Source organism: Wenzhouxiangella sp. YN9, from assembly GCF_056324165.1.
Genome location: NZ_JBJNIP010000065.1, coordinates 24,363 through 44,341, shown reverse-complemented (window position 1 = coordinate 44,341; position 19,979 = coordinate 24,363). Strand labels below are relative to the sequence as shown.

General features: G+C 62.4%; 16 protein-coding genes. 7 read left to right on the top strand and 9 right to left on the bottom strand.

Going from position 1 to position 19,979, the window contains the following annotated elements; all coding sequences use genetic code 11:
• Window positions 1–231 precede the first annotated feature (231 nt).
• Genes yidC through rpmH form a run of 3 tightly spaced genes read right to left on the bottom strand, consistent with a single transcriptional unit; the run spans window position 232 to window position 2,494 of the window.
• Entirely contained in the window at window positions 232–1,992 is a 1,761-nt protein-coding gene (gene yidC, locus ACEWQ0_RS03560) for a membrane protein insertase YidC (protein WP_476484511.1), read from the bottom strand.
• Window positions 1,989–2,336: a ribonuclease P protein component gene (rnpA, locus tag ACEWQ0_RS03555; protein ID WP_476481969.1), complete on the bottom strand. Its 348-nt coding sequence runs from the start codon at window positions 2,334–2,336 to the stop codon at window positions 1,989–1,991. The genes yidC and rnpA overlap by 4 nt, the downstream gene beginning before the upstream one ends.
• An 11-nt stretch (window positions 2,337–2,347) precedes the next feature.
• Window positions 2,348–2,494: a 50S ribosomal protein L34 gene (gene rpmH, locus ACEWQ0_RS03550; protein ID WP_476481968.1), complete on the bottom strand. Its 147-nt coding sequence runs from the start codon at window positions 2,492–2,494 to the stop codon at window positions 2,348–2,350.
• Window positions 2,495–2,744: 250 nt separating this feature from the next.
• On the opposite strand from rpmH, the gene dnaA reads away from it, so the two are divergent.
• The 4 genes from dnaA (at window position 2,745) to gyrB (ending at window position 8,980) form a co-directional block, all read left to right on the top strand.
• Complete coding sequence (gene dnaA / locus ACEWQ0_RS03545) at window positions 2,745–4,070, top strand: chromosomal replication initiator protein DnaA (protein WP_476484510.1); 1,326 nt, start codon at window positions 2,745–2,747, stop codon at window positions 4,068–4,070.
• 265 nt (window positions 4,071–4,335) lie between these two features.
• Window positions 4,336–5,433, top strand: a complete 1,098-nt coding sequence (dnaN, locus tag ACEWQ0_RS03540; RefSeq protein WP_476481966.1) for a DNA polymerase III subunit beta — start codon at window positions 4,336–4,338, stop codon at window positions 5,431–5,433.
• A gap of 32 nt (window positions 5,434–5,465) precedes the next feature.
• Window positions 5,466–6,518, top strand: coding sequence for a DNA replication/repair protein RecF (gene recF / locus ACEWQ0_RS03535; RefSeq protein WP_476484509.1), 1,053 nt, complete (start codon window positions 5,466–5,468; stop codon window positions 6,516–6,518).
• Between the two features lie 77 nt (window positions 6,519–6,595).
• Window positions 6,596–8,980 carry a DNA topoisomerase (ATP-hydrolyzing) subunit B gene (gene gyrB / locus ACEWQ0_RS03530; RefSeq protein WP_476484508.1) on the top strand — a complete coding sequence of 795 codons (2,385 nt, stop codon included), beginning with the start codon at window positions 6,596–6,598 and terminating at the stop codon, window positions 8,978–8,980.
• A gap of 192 nt (window positions 8,981–9,172) precedes the next feature.
• Here gyrB and ACEWQ0_RS03525 read toward each other — a convergent pair whose 3' ends face one another.
• Genes ACEWQ0_RS03525 through glyQ form a run of 3 tightly spaced genes read right to left on the bottom strand, consistent with a single transcriptional unit; the run spans window position 9,173 to window position 12,629 of the window.
• A complete protein-coding gene (locus tag ACEWQ0_RS03525) occupies window positions 9,173–9,649 on the bottom strand; it encodes a hypothetical protein (RefSeq protein ID WP_476481963.1) in 477 nt (158 codons plus the stop codon).
• The gene (gene glyS / locus ACEWQ0_RS03520) at window positions 9,649–11,730 is read right to left on the bottom strand and encodes a glycine--tRNA ligase subunit beta (protein ID WP_476484507.1); all 2,082 of its coding nucleotides are present in this window, start codon (window positions 11,728–11,730) and stop codon (window positions 9,649–9,651) included. The genes ACEWQ0_RS03525 and glyS overlap by 1 nt, the downstream gene beginning before the upstream one ends.
• On the bottom strand, window positions 11,727–12,629 hold the full coding sequence (gene glyQ, locus ACEWQ0_RS03515) for a glycine--tRNA ligase subunit alpha (protein WP_476481961.1): 903 nt from the start codon (window positions 12,627–12,629) through the stop codon (window positions 11,727–11,729). Before glyQ ends, glyS begins: the two co-directional genes overlap by 4 nt.
• 131 nt (window positions 12,630–12,760) lie before the next feature.
• Here glyQ and ACEWQ0_RS03510 point away from each other — a divergent pair, with 131 nt between their 5' ends.
• Window positions 12,761–13,513, top strand: a complete 753-nt coding sequence (locus ACEWQ0_RS03510) for a glutamine amidotransferase (RefSeq protein ID WP_476484506.1) — start codon at window positions 12,761–12,763, stop codon at window positions 13,511–13,513.
• Window positions 13,514–13,639: 126 nt separating this feature from the next.
• On the opposite strand, the gene ACEWQ0_RS03505 is transcribed toward ACEWQ0_RS03510, so the two are convergent.
• Window positions 13,640–15,001, bottom strand: coding sequence for a sodium-dependent transporter (locus ACEWQ0_RS03505; protein WP_476481959.1), 1,362 nt, complete (start codon window positions 14,999–15,001; stop codon window positions 13,640–13,642).
• A 220-nt stretch (window positions 15,002–15,221) separates the two neighbouring features.
• Here ACEWQ0_RS03505 and ACEWQ0_RS03500 point away from each other — a divergent pair, with 220 nt between their 5' ends.
• Together ACEWQ0_RS03500 and ACEWQ0_RS03495 are read left to right on the top strand one after the other, a co-directional pair.
• Window positions 15,222–17,261 (top strand): prolyl oligopeptidase family serine peptidase, encoded by a 2,040-nt coding sequence (locus ACEWQ0_RS03500; protein ID WP_476484505.1) that lies wholly within the window; start codon window positions 15,222–15,224, stop codon window positions 17,259–17,261.
• A 235-nt stretch (window positions 17,262–17,496) separates the two neighbouring features.
• The gene (locus tag ACEWQ0_RS03495) at window positions 17,497–19,023 is read left to right on the top strand and encodes an amidase (protein WP_476484504.1); all 1,527 of its coding nucleotides are present in this window, start codon (window positions 17,497–17,499) and stop codon (window positions 19,021–19,023) included.
• Between the two features lie 30 nt (window positions 19,024–19,053).
• Here the strand turns inward: ACEWQ0_RS03495 and ACEWQ0_RS03490 are convergent, their stop codons facing one another.
• Window positions 19,054–19,257: a DUF3185 family protein gene (locus tag ACEWQ0_RS03490; protein ID WP_476481956.1), complete on the bottom strand. Its 204-nt coding sequence runs from the start codon at window positions 19,255–19,257 to the stop codon at window positions 19,054–19,056.
• An 86-nt stretch (window positions 19,258–19,343) separates the two neighbouring features.
• Window positions 19,344–19,952, bottom strand: a complete 609-nt coding sequence (locus ACEWQ0_RS03485; protein ID WP_476484503.1) for a thioredoxin family protein — start codon at window positions 19,950–19,952, stop codon at window positions 19,344–19,346.
• Window positions 19,953–19,979 lie beyond the last annotated feature (27 nt).

Sequence of the window (19,979 nt, the reverse complement as noted above, 5' to 3'; positions counted from 1 at the left end):
CAGGGTCGTTAAACGATGCGCCTGTGCGGTCACAAAGGAATGGCCCAGGCAATACAGCGCCTCCGTATCGAGGCGTCACTCTGCAAGGGGCTGGATACAACTGAACCAGCACTTCAAAAAAGTGCCGTAAAACGGTGGGACCCCCCTTGGAAGTCGACCGATTATGCGAAGTCGGTCAAATTCCGCTCCAGATTACCATATTCAGGTCGGTCTGTTAACCAACCGACCGGATCAACGCTTGCGGCGTTCTTCTTCCTTGTCCAGGCGCCTGAGGATGTACCACTGCTGGGCCAGCGACACGCCTGCGTTGGTGGCCCAGTAGAGCACCAGGCCGGCCGGGAAGAGCGCGAACAGAAAGGCAAATGCGACCGGCAGAACCTGCATGATCTTGCGCTGCGTCGGATCCATGCCCGCGGCCGGCATCAGGCGCTGGGTGATGATCATGAACGCGCCGTTGAGAATCGGCAGGATGAAGTACGGATCGGGCTGGCTCAGATCAGGCACCCACAAGAACGAGGCCTGGCGCAGTTCGACCGACTCGAGCAGCACCCAGTACAGTGAAATGAAGATCGGGATCTGGACCAGGATCGGCAGGCAGCCGCCGAGCGGGTTGACCTTCTCCTTCTTGTAGATCTCCATCATCGCCTGGCCGAACTTCTGGCGGTCGTCGCCGTAGCGTTCCTTGAGCTGCTGGATGCGCGGCTGCAGCTTTCTCAGCTTGCCCATCGAGCGGAACTGCTTTTCGGTGAGCTTGTAGAACAGCAGCTTGATGAGCAGCGTCAGCACCACGATCGAGAAACCCCAGTGGCCGATCAGGGTATGGATGTGGTCGAGCGCCCAGAACAGCGGGCGCGAGATGATGGTGAAGAAGCGGTAGTCGACGGTCAGGCGCAGGCCCGGTGCGACCTCGTCGAGGCGGTTCTGCAGTTTGGGGCCGGCGAACAGGCGGGCGTTGAATTCATGCCGGCTGCCCGGCGGCACCATCACCTGCGGTGAAGTGGCGGCAATCAGGTAGCGTGGCAGCTGCCCGCCGCTGCTGACCTGGCGCGTGGTGTAGCGATGGCGCTGGCCCTCGGGCGGAATCCAGGCGGCCAGGAAATAGTGCTGGATCATCGCCGCCCAGCCGCCGCTGAAGGTGGCCTGGAACGGCTTTTTCGCCATATCATCCCAGCCCAGCTTGGTGAGCGCGTCTTCCGGCGAGTGAACCGCAGCACCGTCATAACTGATGCGTTCGGGGTTGGTGAAGGCCCAACCGCTGCTCGATTCCGGCCGCGTTTTCTGCAGCTGGAGGTAGCGCGCACCCTGCCACGGCTCAGCGCTGTTGTTGATGACCTCCACCTGCAGATCGACAACGTAGTTGCCGCGATGGAAAATCCAGGTGGCAATCACTTCCAGGCCCGACTGATGCCGCCAGGTCAGTGGCACTTCGAGGGTATCTTCTCCCGGCTCGAGCGTGTAGGAGTCGCGCTCGTACTCCCAGTCGCTGCGGTGATTCGGCGCCGGTCGGTCGGCGCTGATCAGACCGGCCTGGGCGACAAACAGCCGCGGCAGATCCTCGACCAGCAGCTCGAAAGGCGTATCGGGCTGGTCGACGCTGACCGGATAATCCTTGAGGCGCAGATCAACCAGGGTGCCACCGTTGGCATCCAGATCGACGTTGAGCACGTCGGTATCGATGCTGATGCGGCGGCTCGCCCGGAGCGCAGGCTGTGCGTCCGGCTGACGGTTCTCTGCTGCGGGTTCGAGCCGGCCGGAAGCGTCGGAAGTTTCAGCGTCATCGGCAAAATCCGGCACGTCGGGCAGATCGGCAATTTCGCCGTCGTGCTCGGCGGGCGCCTTGCCCGCTGCGGCCAGGCTGCCGTTATCCGTGGTGGACTGCTGCGGGGTGCGGGCCTCGGGCTGCGGTGGCGGTGCATAGTCCTTCTGCCACTCGAGGTACGCCATGAAGGCCAGCAGGCCGATGAGTAGAAGAAGGAAACTGCGCGTATTCATGGATTGTCGCTAAACCGCTGCCAGAGTTGTTCGAGTTTTGCGTTCAGGACGCGGGGATCGGCATGGCGAGCAGCCGATCGAGCCACGACCACGTAGTCCATCGCTGCAAGACGATCGCGCCGCAGGCGAAAGGTCTCGCGTATGCGGCGGCGTATACGATTGCGATCGATCGCCTTGTTCGACACTCGGCGCGACACGGCCATGCCGAGACGCGCCTGGTCGGACGGAACGAAGTGCACCCGGAAGAGTTCGTTACCGCAGGAGCGACGACCGGCAAAAACCGCCTTGAACTGCGCACCGCTGAGCAGGCGTGCAGTTCTGGGCAGGCGCTGCCGCCGTGGCATTTGCCTGCGGACTACCGGCCCGGGTTGGCGGCCAGGCGTTTACGACCCTTGGCGCGGCGCGCGTTGATGATCGCGCGGCCTGATCTGGTGGCCATGCGCGCACGGAAGCCGTGGCGGCGAAGGCGCTTGATTCTGCTGGGCTGGAATGTCCGTTTCATGACTGAATCCGTAAGCTGTTGGTGTTTTGGCGATGGCTTTGACGATAGAATGGCCGGCCGGTTCGCTCCGGCGCCGGTTTTGCCCCGACCACGACATCACGCTTCCGTCAACGCCACGCCGCTCAGGAAGGCCTGACAAAAGACGGAAATCATAACTTCAAGATTGCTTGCGTGTCAACGCTCTGATATCGGGGGCGGCCGCGACGCGCAGGGTGAATTTAGCCCACATGAGGATTAGACTGAACCACTTATGACCGAGCAGCAGCCCAATCATCCGGTAGGTGCCCTTTGGCAACAGTGCCTCGAGCGCCTTGAGCGGCAGATTCCGCTGGAGGAACTCAACACCTGGATTCGTCCGCTGCAGCTCGATGGCAGCGACGGCAGCCGCGTGCGGCTGAGCGCGCCCAATGATCTGGTGCGCGACCAGGTGCGCCAGCACTACCTCGAAATGATGCGCGAGTTCTTTGCATATCACGGCTTCCGGCGCGAGGCCGTGAGCATCGAGGTGGGCAGCCGCGAGGCGCCGCGCCTGGAGCCGCAGGCCGAGCGCGGCGGCGCCTGGGGTCTGGACGAGCGCTATCATTTCGACAACTTTGTGCTGGGCAAGTCCAACGAACTGGCCTTTGCCGCCGCCAACCAGGTGGCCAACAGCCCCGGCACCGTCTACAACCCGCTGCTGCTTTACGGCTCCACCGGCCTGGGCAAGACCCACCTGCTGCACGCTGCCGGCCACTTCATCGCCGAGGCCAACCCGAATCGACAGGTCATGTACCTGCACGCAGAGAAATTCGTCAGCGAAATGATTCAGGCGCTCCGCCGCGACAGTATCGATGCATTCAAGCGACGCTACCGCTCGGTCGACACCCTGCTGCTCGACGACATTCAGTTTTTCGCCGGCAAGGACCGCTCGCAGGAGGAATTCTTCCACACTTTCAACGCCTTGCTCGAATCACGTCAGCAGATCATCCTGACTTGTGATCGCTACCCCAAGGAGGTGGATGGCATCGAGGCACGGCTACGCTCGCGTTTTGGCTGGGGGCTGACGGTGTCGATCGAACCGCCGGACTTTGAAACCCGGGTGGCCATTCTGCAGAAGAAGGCCGGCGAGCGCGAGCTCGAGCTCAGCGACGACGTGACCTTCCTGATTGCGCGCCGCATGCGTTCGAACGTTCGCGACCTGGAGGGCGCGCTGAACTCGCTGATCGCCAACGCCCGCTTCTCGGGCCGCAGCATCGACGTGGACTACACCCAGGAGATTCTGCGCGACGTACTGGCGGTACACGATCGTCTGATCACCATTGAAAACATTCAGAAAGTGGTGGCGGATTTCTATCAGCTGCGGGTTGCCGACCTGCTCTCACGCCGGCGCAACCGTTCGATTGCACGGCCGCGGCAGATGGCGATGTATTTGACCAAGCAGCTGACCGAACACTCGCTGCCGGAAATCGGCAACGCCTTCGGCGGTCGCGATCACACGACAGTGCTGCACGCCTGTCGTAAAATCGAGAGTCTGTGCGAGTCGGACGGGCGCCTGCGTGAGGAACACGCCCGTCTGACCCGAGAATTGACCAGTTGAAGGGCCGCATGAATCATCGCTTGCCGGAACAAGCTGTGGGGAGAGCCTGAACAAGCTGTGGACAAGTTTTCGAGGGCGAGTTATCCACAAAGACTCAACAGGTTTCACCGCCGGTTATCCTTGCGGTTATGGAGTGGCAAGTAATTGATTATGAGGGGAAAAATGTTTCTTCAACAGTTTCAACAGGCCCTACTGTTACTGCTTATTTCTTTATATAAACAAAACAGAAACAGTCATCCGACTGCTTCGACATGAAGGAGCAATCATGAAGTTTTCGATTCCACGTGAGACGCTGCTCGCGCCCATTTCCCAGGTCGTCAACGTGGTCGAGCGCCGGCAAACGCTGCCGGTTCTGGCCAATTTCCTGATCGAAGCGGTCGACGAGGGTCTGCGCATCACCGGTACCGACATGGAAGTCGAGATCGTTGCGCGGGCCCAGGCCGAGGTCGCTCAAACCGGTGCCATCACGGTACCGGCGCGAAAGCTGGTTGATATCTGCCGGGCCTTGCCGGAGGGAGTGCAGGTCAACGTTCAGCTCAACGAAAACAAACTGGCGGTGCACGCGGGTCGCAGCCGCTTCAGCCTGGCAACGCTGCCGGCCAGCGAGTTCCCCTCCAGCGATCAGGCCGAAACGCTGCAGACCTGGCAGATCAATCAAGGGCGGTTGAGATGGCTGCTTGAAAAGGCTTCGTTTGCCATGGCGCAGCAGGACGTACGCCATTATCTAAACGGCCTGCTGCTGGAGTTTCGCGACGGCCAGCTGCGCGCGGTGGCCACCGACGGCCATCGCCTGGCGCTGGCGGAAACGGATGCGGAAATCAGCGGCGAGATGCGCAGTGTGATCGTGCCGCGCAAAGGGGTCATGGAACTCAACCGCATTCTCGAAGACATCGACGAACCGCTCAAGATCATGCTCGGCCAAGGGTTTCTCAGGGTCGATCGTGAGCGTATCGTGATGACCACCAAGCTGATCGACGGACGCTTCCCCGATTACGAGGCGGTGATTCCGCTGCTTTCCGAGCAGCCGATGCAGGTCGCTCGCGAAGAGTTCATTCACGCGCTGCAGCGCGCGGCGATCCTGTCGAACGAAAAGTACCGCGGCGTGCGCCTGGAAATGCTGCCCGACACTCTGCGCATCGTGGCCCACAATCCGCAGCAGGAAGAAGCCACCGAGGAGATCGAAGCTGAACACACCGTCGACAAGCTCAAGGTGGGCTTCAATGTCAATTACCTGATGGACGCGCTCAACTCGATGGCGGGCGAAAAGGTGGCGATATCGCTCAAGGATGCCAATAGCTCCTGCCTGATCACCGACCTGGACAGCGAGGACGTCCGCCAGGTGGTGATGCCCCTGAAGCTGTAGCCGACGCGGATGACCACGCCGCGCGAGTCTTCTTGAGCCTGGACCAGCTGTCGATCCGGGGGGTGCGCAACCTCGAGCCGGTTGAGCTGGCACCGGCGTCCGGCATGAACTGGTTTTGCGGGCCCAACGGGGCCGGCAAGACCAGCGTGCTGGAGGCGATCTATCTGCTGGCGCGAGGACGGTCGTTTCGCTCGGCGCGAATGGGCCGGGTGATTCGCAGTGGTGAACAGGCGCTAACCGTGGTGACCCGCCGCGGCGACAGCGGCCAGAGGCTGGGCGTCGAGCGTGATTCCGCAGGATGGCGCGGCCGTATCGACGGTCGCGACAGCCAGCGAATCAGCGAGTTCGCCGCCCTGCTCCCCCTGACCCTGATCGAGCCCGGCAGTCACGAGCTGATCAACGGGGGGCCGGCTGGTCGGCGTCAATTCCTGGACTGGCAGTTGTTCCACGTGGAACCATCCTATCTGGCCGGTTGGCAACGCTTCGCCCGTCTGCTGCGTCAGCGCAATGCCGCGCTGAAGACCCGCGCTGCCGACGGGGTGCTCAACGCGTTGGAGCCGGATTTTCTGCGCGCCGCCGAAGCAATCAGCCACGCCCGCCACGGTCTGATCGAGGCGCTGTCAGGGCACGTGCGCGCCATGGAAGGCGAGCTGGAGTTTCGCCTGCCGGGGCCGCTGGCACTGCGCTACCGTGATGGCCAGCCGTCCGGCACCGAGCTGGCCACCGTGCTCCGTGACCAGCGTGATCGAGATCGCGAGCGTGGATTCACCCGTTACGGCCCGCATCGGGCCGAGCTGGTGCTTTCTTGCGCGAACCGGGTGGCTTCAGAGCTTTCCCGTGGTCAGCAGAAGCTGATTGCCATCGTGCTGTTGCTGGCCCAGTACCGCATGCTGGCCGACGGCCAATCACTTGCCCCACTTCTGCTGATCGACGATCCGGTCTCGGAGCTGGACGCGCAGCATCTTGACGCTTTGCTGAGCTGGCTCGAACGCGAATCCGTCCAGAGCTGGGTGACCGCCACCAGCGAAGCACCGGCGGCGGCGAGAGTGTTCCACGTGGAACATGGCCGAATTTCACAGCAGTGATATAATCAAACGAATAAGTCGCCGGCCGGCAAGTTGATGCCCCGGTGTGCGCAAACCTTCCTGGAAACTCCATCCACATGGCGCAAGAAGATTACGGTTCTACCAGCATCAAGGTTCTCAAGGGCTTGGATGCTGTTCGCAAGCGCCCGGGCATGTACATCGGTGACACCGATGACGGTACGGGCCTGCATCACATGGTTTTCGAGGCCGTCGACAACTCGATTGACGAGGCTCTGGCCGGTCATTGCGACCGCCTGCGGGTGATTCTGCATGGCGACGGCTCGGTCAGCATCTGTGACAACGGCCGTGGCATTCCCGTCGATATGCACGAGGAAGAAGGCCGTTCAGCCGCTGAGGTCATCATGACCGTACTGCATGCCGGCGGCAAATTCGACGACAACTCCTACAAGGTTTCGGGCGGGCTGCATGGCGTTGGTGTGTCGGTTGTCAACGCGCTGTCGGAAAAGCTCGAGCTGGTCATTCATCGCCAGGGTCAGCGCTGGTACCAGAGTTATCGCAACGGCATACCGGAGGCACCGCTGCAAGCCACCGGCGAGAGCAGCCGCAGCGGGACCGAGATCCGCTTTACCCCCAGCCGGGAGACGTTTTCGGATACCGAGTTTCACTATGAGATACTGGCCAAGCGCCTGCGCGAGCTGAGTTTTCTCAACTCCGGCATCGAGATCGAACTGATCGACGAGCGCAGCGGCAAGCGGGACCGTTTCATGTATGAAGGCGGCATTCGCTCCTTTGTACAGCACCTGAGCCAGAAGAAGAGCGCGCTGCATCCCACGCCCCTGCACTTTGTCGCCGAAGTCGACGGCAACACGGTGGAAGCCGCCCTGCAGTGGACGGATTCGTTTCAGGAGTCGGTGTTCTGTTTTACCAACACCATTCCGCAGAAGGACGGTGGCAGCCACCTGTCCGGGTTTCGTGCTGCGTTGACGCGCACCATCAACCACTACATCGACGAGGAAGGCCTGGCCAAGCGGGCCAAGGTCCAGACCACTGGCGACGACTGTCGCGAAGGGTTGATCGCGGTATTGTCCGTCAAGGTGCCGGATCCCAAGTTTTCATCGCAGACCAAGGACAAGCTGGTTTCCTCCGACGTCAAGCCGGCGGTGGAGTCCGCGCTGTCGAGCCATCTGCGCGATTTTCTGCTCGAGAATCCCAACGATGCCCGGGTGATTGTCGGCAAGGTCATCGAGGCCGCCCGAGCGCGCGAGGCCGCGCGCAAGGCACGCGACATGACGCGCCGCAAGGGCGCGCTCGACGTGGCCGGCCTGCCCGGCAAGCTGGCGGACTGCCAGGAAAGGGATCCTGCGCTGTCAGAACTCTTTCTGGTCGAGGGTGATTCCGCCGGCGGCTCTGCCAAACAGGGCAGAAACCGCAAAAACCAGGCGATCCTGCCGCTCAAGGGCAAGATTCTCAACGTCGAGAAGGCGCGCTTCGACAGGATGCTGAGCTCGGTCGAGGTCGGCACCCTGATTACCGCTCTGGGAACGGGTATCGGCAAGGAAGAGTTCGATATCGATAAGCTGCGCTACCACCGCATCATCATCATGACCGACGCCGACGTTGACGGTTCGCACATCCGCACCCTGCTGCTGACCTTTTTCTACCGGCAGATGCCCGAGCTGGTCGAGCGCGGCCATGTCTACATTGCCCAGCCGCCGCTGTACAAGATCAAGCAGGGCAAGCAGGAGTGGTATCTCAAGGATGAGGGCGAGATGAATCAGTACCTGCTCGAGCGCGCGCTCGACGGTGCTGCCCTGTATCCTTCGACGGATGCGCCGGCGATCGATGCGGCCGCACTGGGCGAGCTGCTGAAGAACTTTCAGCAGGCGCGCATGATCGGCGAACGGCTCAAGCTGCGTTACGATGTCGATGTGGTTGAGCAACTTGTTGATTTCAAACCACTTTCAGAGGAAACCAACTTCGACGTCTGGGCCGAGGCCTTCAGCACCCGGCTGGAGCAGGCGACGCCGGCGGGCGTCACCTGGCACATCAAGCCGCTGCCCGGCGGCGGCGTCGCGATTTCACGTCACTCTCAGGGCGTGGTGCAGGATACGGTGCTCGATACTTCGTTCTTCAATTCGCCGGAGTATCGACAGCTGGCCATGGTGGGCGAGGCGGTGCACGATCTGTTCGAAGAAGGCGCCCGCATCGAACGCGGCAACAACCGCCGGCCGGTCACCCGCTTTGCCGAAGTGTTCGACTGGCTGATGGAAGAATCCCGCAAGGGCCGCAGTTTTCAGCGCTTCAAGGGCCTGGGTGAGATGAATCCGGAACAGCTGTGGGATACCACCATGAACCCGGAAACCCGCCGCCTGCTGCAGGTCACTATCGAGGACGCCGTTGCCGCCGACGAGATCTTTTCGACCCTGATGGGCACTGAAGTCGAGCCACGGCGTGAATTCATCGAAGCAAACGCCCTTGAAGTCGCTCACCTCGATATCTGACGCTATAGTTTTTGAGTGTGAAGTGTTAAGTGTGAAGTGTTAAGTGTTAAGTGTGAAGTGTTAAGTGTTAAGAGGCGGGCGTTCAAGACGGTTGGTGAGGTTTTATATCCTGGAGCTTTTGCCTCCTGGGGTCGTCAAGCGTTAGCGTGAATTCATCTTTTTTCTTCACACTTCACACTTCACACCTAACACTTAACACTTAACACTTTTCAGCGCAGTGTCCAGGTCGTCAAGATCTGGCGTGGCGCCGGGATCGGCTACGATCTGCAGCTTGATTCCGGCCTGGCGGGCGGCTTCCATTAGTGCTTGATCGGTGCCGATGAGGGTTATATCGACGACGTTTCTGCCATATCGCTGCGCAGTCCGCTCGAACTCGTTTTTCTGCCGCTGCTTGCGGCTGAACAGGCCACCGCCGAGGTAGAGAACGCCGTCGAGCTCGGCGCCGGCGCGGCTGAACATCTGATGAAGCTGCTGCTGCAGGGCCAGATCGCGATCGACGCTGCGGCGCGTGGGTCGCCAGCCGGCGGGCCGGGCGGCAACCAGAAGCACACGATGTCCGCTGCGCTGAAACGCCACCACGCGCTCGACCCGACCGGCATCCGGCAAGCGCCGGTCCCGGTTCAGCAGCAGGCTGCGCTCGATCAGGACGGGTGCGGGCGGGCCTCCCATCAGCGCCCCAGGCGGGCAACGTCGGCAATGCGCAAGAACATCGCCCTGAGCTGCGCGAGCACGGCCAGGCGGTTGTGTCTGAGCGTCTCGTCGTCACACATCACCATGACCTCATCGAAAAACGCGTCGACGGGTTCGCGCAGCCGGGCCAGCGCCGCCAGCGCGGCCGGGTAGTCACCGGCCGCCAGCGCTTGATCCAGCTCGTCGGTGGCGGTATCGATGGCCGCCACCAGGCGCGATTCGGCGGCGTCCTGGAGCCGTTCGCGATCGATGTCGGGAACCGATTCCATTCCGGCCTGCTTGAGCAGATTGCTGGCGCGCTTGTTGGCGGCCACCAGCGATGCCATGGCGGGATCATCGGCAAATGTCTGCACGGCGCGGCCGCGGGCGAGAAAGTTGGCAATCGATCCGCTCTCGCCGGCGGCCACGGCGTGGACCGTATTGGTCTCCATGCCCTGCTCGCCGGCCCAGGAGCGCTGCCGCTCGAAGATGAAGTGTTCGACCTCGTCGAGCAGCGCGGGCGTCACGGCAACGGTTTCCTGCAGGGCGCGCCCGGTCGCCGCCAGTGCTTGCTGCAGCGTCAGGTCGGTGCCCGATTCGCCCAGCAGTCGAACAATGCCCAGCGCCGCTCGTCGCAGCGCGAAGGGATCCTTGCCGCCTTTGGGCTTCTGCCCGGCGGCGAATACCCCCAGTACCGTATCGAGCCGGTCGGCCAGGGCCAGCGCGCGCCCTGCTTCATCGGCCGCCAGGCCGTCGCCGGCGTGGCGTGGGCGGTAGTGGCCTTCGATCGCGTTGGCCACCGCCGGCAGCTCACCGTCGGCCAGCGCGTAGTAGCGGCCCATGATGCCCTGCAGTTCGGGGAACTCGCCCACCATCTCGGTGACCAGGTCGCACTTGCACAGTTGCGCTGCCCGAGCGGTGGCTTCCAGGTCGGCACCCAGCGCGGGCGCCGTGGTTTCAACCAGCTGTTCGATGCGACGCACCTTGTCGCCGATGCTGCCGAGCTTTTCCTGAAACAGGATGGCGTCCAGGCGCTCGCGCTTGTCAGCGAGCGATTCGCGGCGGTCCTGGTCCCAGAAAAATCGGGCATCGGCCAGGCGCGGCCGGATAACGCGCTCGAAACCCGCCGTCATCACTTCAGGATGGCTGCTCCGGATGTTGGCTACGGCAATGAAGCGCGGCGCCAGGCGGCCGCCACTGTCGCGCAGGGCAAAGCATTTTTGATGCTGCTCCAGCGACGAAATCAATGCTTCCTCGGGAACCTCCAGAAAGTCGGCATGGAATCGCCCCATCACGGCCACCGGCCATTCCGTCAGCCCGGATACCTCGTCGACCAGGCGTTCGTTGAGCACGGCTTCAAGGTCGGCTTCATCGGCGAGCCGGCGGACCTGAGCGACAATCTGCTCGCGGCGGCGATCCGGATCGACCATGACGCAGGCCTTCTCCAGCACCGACTCGTAGGCAGCAGCGTCCGCAACCGAGTGCCAGCCGGGCGCATGGATGCGATGTCCCCGGGTATCACGACCGGCCTGCAGGCCGAAATGCTCCAGCTTCAGCGTCTCGTTGCCGTGCAGCGCAAGCAGCCAGCGCACCGGGCGCAGAAAGCGCTCGTCGCGATCGGACCAGTGCATCGAACGTGCGCCCACCATCGAACGGACGGTGGCGTCGAACATGTCCGGCAGCAGCTCGGCCAGGCGCTTGCCGGGCTGCTCGACGCGAGTGAAAAGCCAGCGCCCCTGCTCGTTTTCGAGCCATTCGAGCTCGTCGAAAGCCTTGCCGACGCTGCGGGCAAAGCCTTCTGCGGCACGGGTCGGCTGGCCGTCGGCGTCCAGCGCCACCTTTTCGGCCGGGCCGCGGCGTTCGAGCACCTGATCGGCCTGCCGGGCCTTGACGGCGGCAATGCGCACCGCCAGGCGGCGCGGTGTTCCCATGCGCGAGACGGCATCGGCATCATCGATCAGTCCGGCGTCGGCCAGACGTGAGCCCAGGCCCCGGGCCAGCAGCTCGAGCTGGCCGTGCAGCTGCCCGGCCGGCAATTCTTCACAGCCGATTTCAATCAGCAGGTCGGCGCGCTCGCTCATGCCGCACCCTCCTGGTCTCGACCTTTGGCGCCGGGAAATCCCAAGGCCTCACGGCGGGCGTGATAAGCCTCGGCCACCCGCCGGGAAATATCGCGTACCCGCAGGATGTAGCGCTGGCGTTCGGTTACCGAGATTGCCTGGCGCGCATCGAGCAGGTTGAACGCGTGCGAGGCCTTGAGCACCTGATCATAGGCGGGCAGCGGCAGGTCGGCCTCGACCAGGCGCACTGCCTCGCTGTAGCAGGTATCGAACCAGTCGAATTGGCTCGCCACATCGGCCTGCTCGAAATTGTAGATCGACTGCTCGACCTCGTTCTGATGAAATACGTCGCCGTAGGTCACTTTGCCGAACGGACCCTCGGCCCAGATCAGATCGTAGACGCTGTCGACACCCTGCAGATACATCGCCAGGCGTTCCAGACCGTAGGTGAGTTCGCCCATGACCGGCTTGCAGGCCAGCCCGCCGGCCTGCTGAAAATAGGTGAACTGCGTGACCTCCATGCCGTTGAGCCAGACCTCCCAGCCCAGACCCCAGGCGCCCAGCGTGGGCGATTCCCAGTTGTCCTCGACAAAGCGGATATCGTGTACTTTCGGGTCGACGCCGACCGCATCGAGCGAGCCCAGGTAGAGCTCCTGAAAATCCAGCGGCGAGGGTTTCATCACCACTTGATACTGGTAGTAGTGCTGCAGGCGGTTGGGGTTTTCGCCATAGCGCCCGTCGCCCGGGCGACGGCAGGGCTGCAGGTAGGCGGCGTTCCACGGCTCGGGGCCGATGGAACGCAGGAACGTGGCCGGATGGAACGTGCCGGCGCCCACCTCCAGATCGAGCGGCGCGGTCAGCACGCATCCCTGATCGGCCCAGTAGCGATCCAGGGCGCGAATGAAATCCTGAAAATACACGGTTTAGGTCGACTCTTTCGGGCGAGTTGGCAAGTATAACGGCCCGGCAGCCGTCCGTTGGCCTGCAAACGGTTATCATGACCGGTTCGATGCCTCTTTTTCAACACAGTCAAAACAGAAATAGCAACGCCATGACCCCTCGCCTGCTGATCATCAAGACCGGTTCCGCCTGCGCTCAGGCGCGTGAGCGCTTCGGCGATTTTGAAGCCTGGTTTGCCCGCGCCTTCGGCCCGCAGCGCTTCGACTATCACACGGTTACCGTTTCTGACAATGAAAGCCTGCCCGCGCCGGAGGCGTTGCACGAGTATGCCGGCGTGGTGGTCACCGGGTCTCCGGCCATGGTGTCGCACCGGCTTGACTGGTCGGAGAACACCGCCGCCTGGCTGGCGCGTGTGACCAGGGCTGATCTGCTGCCGGTGCTTGGCATCTGCTACGGACACCAGCTGATGGCCCATGCGCTGGGCGGCAGCGTGGGGCCCAATCCACAGGGCCGCCGAATGGGTACGCGGCGCTTCGAGGTTCAGGCCGAAGACGATGCGCTGATAGGTCCGCTGGCGCCCGAGAGCCGGGTGCACGTCACCCATGTGGAAGTGGTGCTGACGCCGCCCGCCGGTGCCCGCGTGCTCGGCCGAACCGAGGCCGATGAGCACCACGCCCTGCATTTTGGCGGCCGCAGTTGGGGCCTGCAGTTCCACCCCGAGTTCGACGAGCACATCATGCGCTGCTATGTCGAAGCCCGCAGCGAACAGCTTGACGGCGAAGGCCTGGACAGCCGGGCGATTATCGAAGCGGTCGAGCCGAGCCCGGCCGGCGAAGGTGTGCTGCAGCGCTTTGCCGGTATCTGCGAGGCGCATGCGCAACATCGATTCGCGCCGGTGGACTGAGTTCGCCACCCCAGGGGCAAGCGGCGACGGTCGTCGCAGCCGCCGCCTTGTACCCTCAGATCGGCCGCGCCCTCGAGCCTGCATGACGCGCTTTCAAACCACGGACTGAGCGGCAGGGTGCAGTCACTAGATCAGGCCGATCAGGCTGGCCACCACCACCAGAATCAGCGCAGGCGTGACCACGCGCACCAGCCACAACCAGGCCGTGAAGGCCCAGTCCGGCATGCGCTGATCGAGCTCTTCGCGGGTCACCTTGTTTGACAGCACCCAGCCGGCGAACACGGCAATCAGCATGCCGCCGACCGGCATCATGAAATCATTGGCGGCGTGTTCGATGGCGCTCATGATGTCGCGCCCGCCGATGGAGATATGCGACCAGAGGTTGAAGCTGAACACCGAGGCCATGCCGGCCATCCAGGCCAGTGCGCCAACGGTCATGGCGGCGGCCTTGCGGCCCATATTGGTGCGCTCGACCAGGTAGGCGGTGCCCGGCTCGAGCAAGGAAATCGAGCTGGTCCAGGCGGCCACCGACAGCAGCAGGAAGAACATCATCCCGTAAAGAATGCCGAAAGGCATTTCATTGAAGGCCAGCGGCAGTGAGGTGAAGATCAGCCCGGCGCCCCCGCCGGCGGGGTCGATACCGTAGGAAATCACGATCGGGAATATGGCCAATCCGGCGATCAGCGCCACCGCCGTATCCGCCCCGGCCACGGTGACGGCCACGCGCGGAATGCTGATATCCGCCGGCAGATAGGCGCCGTAGGTCATGATTGCGCACATCCCCAGGCTGAGGGTAAAGAAGGCCTGCCCCATCGCGGTCACGATCATGCCGCCAGAAACCTGCGACCAGTCGGGGCTGAAGAGGAAACCGACCGCTTCGGAGAAATGCCCCGTGCTCATGCCGTAGCCAAGCAGAATCAGCAGCAACACCAGCAGCAAAGGCATGAGGACGCTGACCGCGCGCTCCAGACCCCGTTCGACGCCGAAAGCGACCACGCTCAGGGTCATGGTCATGAAGATGGCGTGCCAGATGGTCAGTTCTCCGGGTGCGGCCAGCAGGCTGTTGAACGTGGCCTCCGGATCGGTGATCGCGGCGCCGCCGAGCAGCTGCTTGAGATAGAGAAAACCGTAGTGCAGGGTCCAGCCTGCCACCACCGAATAGAAAGACAGCACCAGAAAACCGGCAATGATGCCCATCCAGCCAATGCCGCTCCACGCGCGGCTGGCGCCGACGTCGTCGGACAACTCCCTGAGCGAGTTGATCGGGCTCATGCGTCCGCGCCGGCCGATGACGATCTCCGACATCATTACTGGCAGGCCAACAATGGCAATGCACAGCAGATAAATGAGCACGAAGGCACCGCCGCCGTTTTCGGAGGTGATATAGGGAAAGCGCCAGATGTTGCCCAGGCCCACGGCCGAACCGGTGGCGGCGAGAATGAAGGCCAGGCGTGATGACCACATGCCGTGAATGGAGGTGGTTTTCATTGTTTTCTGATTCCGGATAGTTCTCTGAATCGTGCGATTGTGCGCCAAGCTTCGTGGCGGTGCAAATGCCGCAGATCGGTTGATTCGGTCGGATTGAATCCTGATGACCGAAGCGATTGGCTTTCAAGTATGCTGTTTTGACGGCACTTTTCGAGTACTGCGCTGCGGTGCTCCGGCAGGAAAGCGCCACAGACAACGAACCCGATAAAGAGGGCATCCAATGCAAAGATCTCTGCTTACGTTGCTGCTTTTGCTTCCCATGATGGGAGTGGCTGCACAAAACAACGATGAAAGCGATAGTCAACCCATGTCGGCCGAGGTGCTGTGGCAGCTCGACCGCATCGGTTCACCGGTGATTTCACCCGACGGTCGCCGGGTGGTTGCACCAGTGACCGACTACGACATCGACAAGGACGAGGGAGAAACCCGCCTGTGGCTGTTTGCCCCTGATGGCTCGGTGGAGCGGCCGCTGACCGCCGAGGGCCAGTCCGCCTCCAGCCCGGTATTTTCGCCGACGGGCGATCGGCTGGCCTTCGTTGCCAAGCGCGGTGATGACGACGCCGGACAGATCTACCTGATCCACATGGACGGCCCGGGCGAGGCGCAGCGCCTGAGCGAGGTCCCCACCGGCGTCAGCGCCCTGAAGTGGGTTGGCGAGCACATTTACTTCATCTCCAGCGTTTATCCGGAAATGGACTGGGACGAGATGAAAGAAAAACTGGAGCAGGAAAAAGAGTCGAAAGTCTCCGCGCATCAGTGGAATGCCCTGCCCTATGCGTCCTGGGACCACTGGATCGATGAGGCGCGTCAAAACCACGTTTTTCGCATTCCCGCTGATGGCGGTGACATCGAGCCGATGACGCAGCCGCTGGACCGCCAGCTTTCCCGATCGGGCGCCGGTGCGGGCAGCTACGACGTCCATCCCGAAGAGGCTTACATCGCTTTTGTAAGCGACCGCCATGACGATGCAGTTCAGCCCGACTACGATATCTATCTGGCCGGGATCGGATCGGACTCGGCCCGCAACCTGACCACCGCCAATGAAGCCGGCGACAGCAGCCCGCTGTTCAGCCCCGATGGCAAGACCCTGGCTTTTCTGCAGCAGAGCATACCGGGCTTTTATGCCGACACCAGCAATATCATCCTCCACGACCTTGACTCCGGCGATCAGCGCAGCATTACCGACGACTGGGATCGCGCGCCTTCGGGTCTGGTCTGGGCGGCAGACGCCAGCGGTTTTTATGGCGCGGTCGATGATGCCGGCACCGTGCGCGTGTTCTTCATCGGCGCCGATGGAGATCAGCCGCGGGCGATTACCGGCGAGACCAGCTATGGTGACCTGGCAATTGCTGACAACGGCACCCTGGTCGGCACCAACCAGAGCTTCCTGTATCCGCCACGCCTGGTACGCATCGACACCGACAGCGGCAAGGCCACGCGCCTGAGCACCATCAACCGGGAACTGCTCGACTCGCTCGATACCGGAAGTTACGAATCCGTGACCTATACCGGCCACGACGGCGCCGACATCCAGATGTGGGTCAACTATCCGCCGGGTTTTGACAAGAGCAAGGAATACCCGCTGTTCCTGTTGATTCACGGCGGCCCGCACGGCTCGATCAACGATGTGTTTCATTTCCGCTGGAACGCCCAGACATTTGCCTCCTGGGGCTACGTCACCGCCTGGCACAACTTCCACGGTTCTTCCGGATTCGGCCAGGATTTCGTCGACTACATCAACCCCGACTGGGTGACGGCGCCCTACAACGACACCATCGCCGCGGCCGAATGGTTTGCCGACAAGGACTGGATCGATGCCGAGCGCATGGTCACCGGCGGCGGCAGCTACGGCGGTTACCTGTCGTCCATCCTGCTCGGCAAGGCGCATCCGTTCAACGCTTTGATGATCCACGCGCCGGTCTACAACATGTACTCGCAGATGGCCTCCGACTTTGCCGTGCACGCCGAGCGCTTTGGAAACTTCTGGGAAGTGCCGGAGATCTATCAGGAAATCTCGCCGCACTACCAGGCCGAGAACTTCGATACCCCCGCGCTGATCATCCACGGCCAGCAGGATCTGCGCGTGCCCGTCGGCCAGGCTTTCGAGTTGTTCCGCACGCTGCAGAGCAAGGACATCGAGTCGCGCCTGATCTACTTCCCCGACGAGAACCACTGGGTACTGAAGCCCAACAACTCGCTGTACTGGTATGACGAAGTGCGCAAGTGGTTCGCCGGCTTTGCCGAGCCGGGCGGCAAGTAAAGAAACCCTGTAACCACGGAAGACACGGAAGACACGGAAAGATAATCACGCTTCATCAAGCCTGTCTGTCTTTACTTTTTCCCGTGCCTTTCGTGTTTTCCGTGGCCATGGTTTTCAGTTCCACGCTCTCTTTGCGTCTTCGCGGTTCAAGGGTTCCGCCTTTGATCCCCATGCGCCGCCCACATGGCATGATGGTGTCTCCGCATCGAAGCTTCGGAGATCGATGATGAAATTCATGCTGACTGCCCCGTTCATGCTGGCCGTGCTGCCGGCGCTGGCCGGCAAGCTGCCCGATGTGGCCGAGCTGGACGTGGCCGCCATCCAGGCCGGCTACGAGCGCGGCGACTTCACCGCCGAACAGGTGACCGCTGCTTATCTCGAGCGCATTGAAAAAATCGATCGCAGCGGCCCAAAGCTCAATGCCGTTCGTCACCTCAACGAACACGCGCTGGAACAGGCCGCCGAGCTCGATCGCGAGCGCGCCGCCGGCAAGCTGCGTGGGCCGCTGCACGGCATTCCCGTGCTGCTCAAGGACAATATCGGCACTGCCGATATGCCGACCACCGCCGGCAGTATCTGGCTTGAGGGCGTGATCCCGCCAAAAGATGCCTTTATCGTCGAGCGCTTGCGCGCGGCCGGTGCAGTTATCCTCGGCAAGACCAATCTGAGCGAGTGGGCCAACTTTCACTCCAGCACGTCTTCAAGCGGCTGGAGCCGTCTGGGTGGTCAGGTCAGGAATGCCTACGATCCGCGGCGCAACCCCTGTGGTTCGAGCTCCGGATCGGGCGTTGCCGGCGCCGCCAGCCTGGCCACACTGAACATCGGCACCGAGACCAACGGCTCGATCGTGTGCCCGGCCAACGCCAACGGCATCGTCGGGCTCAAGCCCACGGTGGGGCTCTGGAGTCGCAGCGGCATCATTCCGATTGCGCCCACCAGCGACAGCCCCGGGCCGATGACGCGTACGGTACGTGATGCAGCGGTGCTGCTCGGTGCGCTGGCAGTCGAAGATCCGGATGATGAACGCACTCTGATCGACAGTGCCCGGCGACATGAAGACTACACGCAGTTCCTCGATGCCGAAGCACTCGATGGCAAGCGACTGGGGCTGTGGACCGGACCCACGCAGCGCAACCATCGCGTCGAAGCGCTCGTGCGTGAGGCCGTTGCCGCGCTGGAAGCCGCCGGCGCCGAAGTGGTCGAGATCGACGCCATCAGCAAGGAAAGCATCAGCGGCGACGCCATGGAGGTGCTGCTGACCGAATTTCATCACGCGATGGACGCCTATCTCGCCGCGCTGGGCGAGCGCGCGCCCTTCGACAGCTACAAGGCCCTGGTCGAGGCGATAGGAGACGACCCGGAAGAGACCGCCCGCTTTGATCGTTCGCTGCTGTTCCAGGCGGCCGAGCGCGACGACATCGAAAGCGAAAAATACCGCAAGGCTCTGGAACGCATGCTCGAGCACAGCCGCGAGAAAGGCATCGATCGGGTGCTGGCCGAGCATGAACTCGACGCCATCATCGCGCCGAGCGGTTCGCCGGCCTGGCTCACTGACCCGGTGCTGGGCGACAACTTCCAGGTATCGAGTTCATCGCCTTCGGCACATGCCGGCTACCCCATCATCAGCGTGCCGATGGGGCAAATGGACAACCTGCCGGTCGGGCTGTCTTTCTTCGCCTCGGCCTGGAGCGAACCAACCCTGCTGGCATTGGCCTATGCCTATGAGCAGGCAAGCAACAAGCGCGTGCCGCCGGCGCTGTAATTCGTTATGAAGGTTTTTCAGTGCTGCCTGTCAGCGGCCCCGGGCCAGCATGATGATGCCTACGATCAAGGCGGCGCCTCCGCCAAGCAGATACCAGGTCGTGGTGTCGGTGAAGCGCCCGGTCAGCGTCTCGTGGACTTCCTCGGTCAGCGAGCCGGTGGCCTGCATGCCGAAAAACAACAGCCCTGCACCGATGATGAGCAGAACGATGCCGATGATTCTGTTGGTACTCATGGCGTGCTCCGTGTTTCGGTAAGAGCCTGAAGCATAGCCACAGCCCGCTCCGCTGTACAGCAATTGATACCCGCCGGAGCGGCGCTTCAGTACTTGATCGTGCAGCCATAGGGCCGCGTGGTCGCTTGTGAAATCTGTTTGCCCGCCGCCATTTCATCAAGCGCGGCCGTCACGTACTGCGTGGCGTCGGGAATGTCGTCCTGGCTGGCGCTGGGAATGGAATCTATGCCGCCCATGTAGCGCAGAATGCCGTCTTCATCAATGATGTACATGTGCGGGGTCACGCGCGCATCGTAAGCGCGGCCCATGTCGCCGGATTCATCCAGCAGTACGGCGCTGGGGTAGGCATTGCGCGAGCGGGTGAGTTCATCGGCCTGTTCTGGGCTGACGTGTCCCTGCGAGTCGGGCCTGGAAGAAATCACCGTCAGCCAGACGGCACCATGTTGGTTGCGGGCTGCGCGTTGCTGCTGTTGCATGTTGCCGGCGCCGTAGTGCGCCGCCACGAATGGGCACTCGTGGTTGGTCCACTCCAGCACGACCTTTTGTCCGGCGTAGTCCGACAGTGAGTGCAGGTTGCCCTGAGTATCCATTACGCTGAACTCCGGCGCAGCCTCGCCGACCTGCGGCGCGGCTGCGACGGCGGCGGTTGCGGTCAGCAAGATCATGACGGTCAACAGGATGATTCGATGGATCATGAGTTCGTTCCTTCTTCTATTCGAGAG

What these genes read in the sequence shown, in the direction of transcription:
- yidC (WP_476484511.1), bottom strand. Translation starts at nt 1,992, where the DNA reads ATGAATACGCGCAGTTTCCTTCTTCTACTCATCGGCCTGCTGGCCTTC.
- rnpA (WP_476481969.1), bottom strand. Translation starts at nt 2,336, where the DNA reads ATGCCACGGCGGCAGCGCCTGCCCAGAACTGCACGCCTGCTCAGCGGT.
- rpmH (WP_476481968.1), bottom strand. Translation starts at nt 2,494, where the DNA reads ATGAAACGGACATTCCAGCCCAGCAGAATCAAGCGCCTTCGCCGCCAC.
- dnaA (WP_476484510.1), top strand. Translation starts at nt 2,745, where the DNA reads ATGACCGAGCAGCAGCCCAATCATCCGGTAGGTGCCCTTTGGCAACAG.
- dnaN (WP_476481966.1), top strand. Translation starts at nt 4,336, where the DNA reads ATGAAGTTTTCGATTCCACGTGAGACGCTGCTCGCGCCCATTTCCCAG.
- gyrB (WP_476484508.1), top strand. Translation starts at nt 6,596, where the DNA reads ATGGCGCAAGAAGATTACGGTTCTACCAGCATCAAGGTTCTCAAGGGC.
- ACEWQ0_RS03525 (WP_476481963.1), bottom strand. Translation starts at nt 9,649, where the DNA reads ATGGGAGGCCCGCCCGCACCCGTCCTGATCGAGCGCAGCCTGCTGCTG.
- glyS (WP_476484507.1), bottom strand. Translation starts at nt 11,730, where the DNA reads ATGAGCGAGCGCGCCGACCTGCTGATTGAAATCGGCTGTGAAGAATTG.
- ACEWQ0_RS03510 (WP_476484506.1), top strand. Translation starts at nt 12,761, where the DNA reads ATGACCCCTCGCCTGCTGATCATCAAGACCGGTTCCGCCTGCGCTCAG.
- ACEWQ0_RS03505 (WP_476481959.1), bottom strand. Translation starts at nt 15,001, where the DNA reads ATGAAAACCACCTCCATTCACGGCATGTGGTCATCACGCCTGGCCTTC.
- ACEWQ0_RS03500 (WP_476484505.1), top strand. Translation starts at nt 15,222, where the DNA reads ATGCAAAGATCTCTGCTTACGTTGCTGCTTTTGCTTCCCATGATGGGA.
- ACEWQ0_RS03495 (WP_476484504.1), top strand. Translation starts at nt 17,497, where the DNA reads ATGCTGACTGCCCCGTTCATGCTGGCCGTGCTGCCGGCGCTGGCCGGC.
- ACEWQ0_RS03490 (WP_476481956.1), bottom strand. Translation starts at nt 19,257, where the DNA reads ATGAGTACCAACAGAATCATCGGCATCGTTCTGCTCATCATCGGTGCA.
- ACEWQ0_RS03485 (WP_476484503.1), bottom strand. Translation starts at nt 19,952, where the DNA reads ATGATCCATCGAATCATCCTGTTGACCGTCATGATCTTGCTGACCGCA.